Raw genomic sequence first — 4531 nt, 5'->3', positions numbered from 1 at the left:
ATCCCCCACCTATCTTCATCGATTCTCTCTAAATCTTGAGGTGGGGGTCTTACTGCCCGTTAATGCGGGATAAACTTCCAAGCTAATCCAACAACAATAAAAAGAATACCCGCTGTAATGAGCAGCTTTGGCATATCCGTCATGTTTGCGGCATCTCCAATCCGAAGTGTTCATATACAAGCGGTGTAACAATGCGGCCCCTTGGCGTTCTTTGCAGGAAGCCAATTTGTAGTAAATACGGCTCATACACATCCTCAATTGTATGTGATTCTTCCCCTATTGTTGCAGAAACCGTCTCTAATCCAACTGGACCGCCGCGGAATTTTTCAATAATACCTAGCAACAACTTATGGTCAATATGATCGAGTCCGAGCTTATCTACTTGTAGTAGTTCGAGGGCCATTTGCGTAATTTCTATCGTAATCGTTCCATCGCCTCGAACTTGCGCAAAATCACGTACACGGCGCAATAAACGATTCGCAATACGAGGCGTACCTCGTGCACGCCTTGCAATTTCTAAAGCCGCTAAAGAGTCGATTTCAACTTCAAACACTTCTGCAGTACGCCTTACAATGGCTGATAACTGATCAACTGTGTAATATTCTAAACGAGACAATACACCGAAGCGATCTCGAAGCGGTGCCGATAACGCTCCCGCACGCGTTGTTGCTCCAATTAGCGTAAACGGCGGTAAATCAAGCCGCACTGAGCGTGCTGTCGGGCCTTTTCCAATAACTATATCAAGACAAAAATCTTCCATCGCCGGATACAATACTTCTTCAATTGAACGATGTAAACGGTGAATTTCATCAATAAATAAAACATCACCTGGTTGGAGCGCCGTTAAAACGGCTGCTAAATCACCTGGTCGTTCAATTGCTGGTCCTGACGTTGTACGAATATTCACGCCCATTTCATTCGCAATAATGTTTGCTAATGTCGTTTTCCCAAGTCCTGGCGGTCCATATAATAATACGTGATCTAACGTTTCCTCACGCATTTTCGCCGCTTCAATAAACACTTCTAAATTATGCTTTGCTTTATCTTGGCCAATATATTGACGGAGCGTTTGTGGTCTTAACGAATATTCTAAGTCCGCATCTTCATACGCGGATTCTCCTGAAACGAGACGTTCGTCCATTCTACTCACCTCTTACCATTTAGTAAAAGACTAAGTGCCTTTTTAATATATTGATCCGTCGTAAGTGATTCTTTTAATAATTCTGGCACGACGCGAGATACTTCTCGCTCTGCATATCCAAGTGCTCGAAGTGCTTCCAATGCTTCATCAAGCTCGACAGATGTTCCTTTCTTCCCATCGAAACGGTCTGAATCTGAAAACAAGTCAACAAAAGCATCAGGCACAACATCTGCCAATTTCCCTTTTAAGTCCAAAATCATTTGACGTGCTGTTTTCTTTCCGACACCCGGGAACTTCACTAAGAATTTTTCATCCTCATGTTCAATCGCCTGTACAACTTGCCCTGTTTGACCAGAAGCTAAAATCGCAAGCGCTCCCTTTGGTCCAATCCCCGATACACCTAAAAGCTTTGTAAATAATAAACGCTCTTCACGCGTTTTAAATCCGTAAAGGGCCATTATATCTTCTCTTACATAATGATATGTATATACACGAAGTTCTTGTTTACTTCTTTGGAATACATACGGATTTGGCGTGAAAATTTGATAACCAATTCCATTATGATCAAGAACGATATACTCCGGTCCTACATATTCCACATAACCTGTAATATATTCAAACAAAATTGTATCTCTCCCTCTCAAATCATGTATTCCATTTTAACATAAATAACGATAGAAATGCGAGATTCCCCCAACAAATGTTCTCTACCCTATTTTTCATTTTCACATTGGCAAGATACTCTCGAAAAATGAGTTTAGAAACACAAAAACAAGCCGCAGCTATTTGAAGCTACGGCTGTTTCCATTGCTCATAGAATATTGCTCCATATCTTTCATCACTTTCACAAATCGCTCTTTTGACTTCACCCGAATTCCTCGCTTCAGCTGTTCACGCTGATAACTTTCCATCTTTTTCATATCAATTTGAAAGAAGGAATGGATGGCATTGTCCTTTTCCGGTACACCGTTAAAAATTTGGAGGATTCCCTCTTTCGAAACTCCAAAATACCCACTCGTTTTTAATAACGGCGAAATATCATCAATGCGCTGTTGCAATACAATTTGCACATCATCTCGGTCAACGAGTTGCCAATCTTTATATTGCTCTAAAAGCTTTTCTAAATTCACAACTTCTTCTCTAAAAATTTCCTGACTCACTTCCCCATCTAAATATATACGCTGCAACATGATTGTAATTTGAGGTTCCTGCTGGGCTTCATTACCCGAACTCTCTGCCGATGCTACACTCGATTCATGATACAAACAAAACGCAGCTAGCACAATCTGCATGGAAACGATCATGAACTTCATATGCTGTCACCTCTTTTAGGGAAAATAAAAGTTTCTATTTACAGTTTGACCGAAAAAAGAAGTTTTATGCCCCTTAGAAGATTAGAAGTTAGATATCTCGAAAAACAGCATCAACTGATTATATAAATACCAATTAAAAACCCCTTTATTTTTAGATGGACGAGAGCATCTGTCCGGGCATAGAAGCGGTCAGGACCTTTTTCTGCCACGTGCAAGGTTAAAACAAAAGGAGAAAGCAAGTAGCGGTTAGGTTGTATTCTGCATAGCAGCAATTGATATTTGAAAACATTAAAATGAATTTGTATAGAATAGACTTTTTATGAATAAAAATTAGGTGTACAAAATTAAGAACACAAAAAAGCGGAATGGGCTCTTCAGCCTACTCCGCTGTAATTTTCTATATAATAAGAAAGACGCCTGTCATGCAGGCGTCTTGATGCGTTTACGGCGAGAGACCAGGCGGCCACATCCGCGTGTTTAGCACTTAAGCATATCTCTCGTCTTACGTAAATTAGCTCATCGCTTTGTTAATATAACATTAATGGTAGGAGAAAGCAATACATTACTTAAATAAAAAAGAGGGGGAAATAACATCCCCCCTTCTTTCCATTATCGCACCACGTTAGTTACATTCGTACGAAGATCTCGGAACATATTTGTTATATCACGATTTAAATCGTTTGTAATTGTTCCGTTTCGTAGCTGCGTGCTCATTGTATCAACGCGAGTAAACATATCTGCTTTTGCCGTTACATAGATATTACGATTGTTCACAAGAGGTGCAACAGCTTTGCGAATGTCATTTTCTAGCGCTTTTTCGTCTGGGTTGTTACGAGTTTTGACCGCAATGACAACATCGTTACCACGTACAACAGTAGAAACACGATCTACGTTATCCATACCTTTTACTCGGTTGGTAACTGCTTCAGCTATTTTACCATCATTGTTTATATACGTGTTGTTCATCGTAACATTACGAGTTGGATACGGGTTCGTCATTTGTCCGTGATAATTTACATCGCGGTAATAATTGTATCCAACGTTATCACGACGATTGTGAATGTCTTGATTAATTTTTGTATACTTTACATTCCCATAGTCGTCGGTTCTTGCATTGTTACGGTATGTGACATAATCTGTGGAACGGTCTGTGCGCGTTACATTATCTCTATACGGATAAGCATTCTCATACGATGTACGCTCGTAATTATAAGTAGCATTACGGTCCATCGCACTTTTATTTTTAGGCGTACCACATGCAGCTAATGCACTGGTAACTAACAAAGAAGCGGTAATAAGTTTAATTTTTTTGTTCAATACAAAAACCCCCTCTGTTAGAATGAACTTTTCATTCGAAAAGCTCCCTCTTATCATGAGTCACAAAGAGGGTTTTTACACTGTAAGTATTTTACTTAAATGTTCGAAGGTGCTGCTGCTAAATGATGCTTACGCTCTGAGCAGACATGAAGACGCTCAATAATAAGACGATCTTTTTCAGGAACTCCCTCACTCTTTAAATATTTGTCAATTATGTTATATGTTGTACCCATTTCATTTTCGTCTGCTTGACCTTCCAAAAGCCTGCGCTTGGTGCTTTATGTATAATTTCATCCGATCCGCCTAATACAATACCACTCCCAACAATAAGGCCTTTTACAATTGCTTGTACATGTAATCTCCACTGAGTTCCCAAATAAATTCTCACACAAAAGCCGTTCTTTTATAAAGAACGGCTTCCTAACATTTTTTTAATTTTCCTCTTCTGGATAAAGTGTTCCAAATACAGAAGGAGGATTTTGTTGATAATACATTGTACCTGGCTGCGGTGTATACGGAATATATGGGTTTTGCTGATGAAACTCACGTGGGAAATACGGAATCCCCGGCTGCGGACTATATAATTCCGGTTCTCCATCACAACCGCAATCCTCATGCATTGACTCCATTGACGGTACATTATTATCCATTGTGACAGGCGCAACATTCGGATTTGGCATAGAAGTGTATTGCATATCATATGGCGGCCTTCCCTGCATTGCTGGCATCCCTTGCATTGGCGGCATCCCTTGCATTGCTG

4 protein-coding genes and 2 pseudogenes are annotated in these 4531 nt (G+C 40.1%); all 6 read right to left on the bottom strand.

From position 1 onward, the window contains the following. Positions 1-139: 139 nt before the first annotated feature. Positions 140-1141 (bottom strand): Holliday junction branch migration DNA helicase RuvB, encoded by a 1002-nt coding sequence (gene ruvB, locus V7024_RS08150; protein WP_335518116.1) that lies wholly within the window; start codon positions 1139-1141, stop codon positions 140-142. A 5-nt stretch (positions 1142-1146) separates the two neighbouring features. Continuing rightward, the gene (gene ruvA, locus V7024_RS08145; protein ID WP_335518114.1) at positions 1147-1764 is read right to left on the bottom strand and encodes a Holliday junction DNA helicase RuvA; all 618 of its coding nucleotides are present in this window, start codon (positions 1762-1764) and stop codon (positions 1147-1149) included. A 159-nt stretch (positions 1765-1923) separates the two neighbouring features. After that, positions 1924-2454, bottom strand: a complete 531-nt coding sequence (locus tag V7024_RS08140) for a BofC C-terminal domain-containing protein (protein ID WP_335518112.1) — start codon at positions 2452-2454, stop codon at positions 1924-1926. A 609-nt stretch (positions 2455-3063) separates the two neighbouring features. Continuing rightward, positions 3064-3771: a YhcN/YlaJ family sporulation lipoprotein gene (locus tag V7024_RS08135; RefSeq protein WP_335518109.1), complete on the bottom strand. Its 708-nt coding sequence runs from the start codon at positions 3769-3771 to the stop codon at positions 3064-3066. 95 nt (positions 3772-3866) lie between these two features. Continuing rightward, positions 3867-4108: pseudogene (locus V7024_RS08130) on the bottom strand (NAD(+) synthetase); the annotation flags it as partial. Positions 4109-4202: 94 nt separating this feature from the next. After that, positions 4203-4531 (bottom strand): annotated as a pseudogene (locus tag V7024_RS08125) (peptigoglycan-binding protein LysM); the annotation flags it as partial.

The organism is Bacillus sp. JJ864, from assembly GCF_036963045.1.
Classification (GTDB): Bacteria; Bacillota; Bacilli; order Bacillales; family Bacillaceae_G; genus Bacillus_A; species Bacillus_A pseudomycoides_C.
This window is presented reverse-complemented; position numbering and strand designations above follow the sequence as displayed.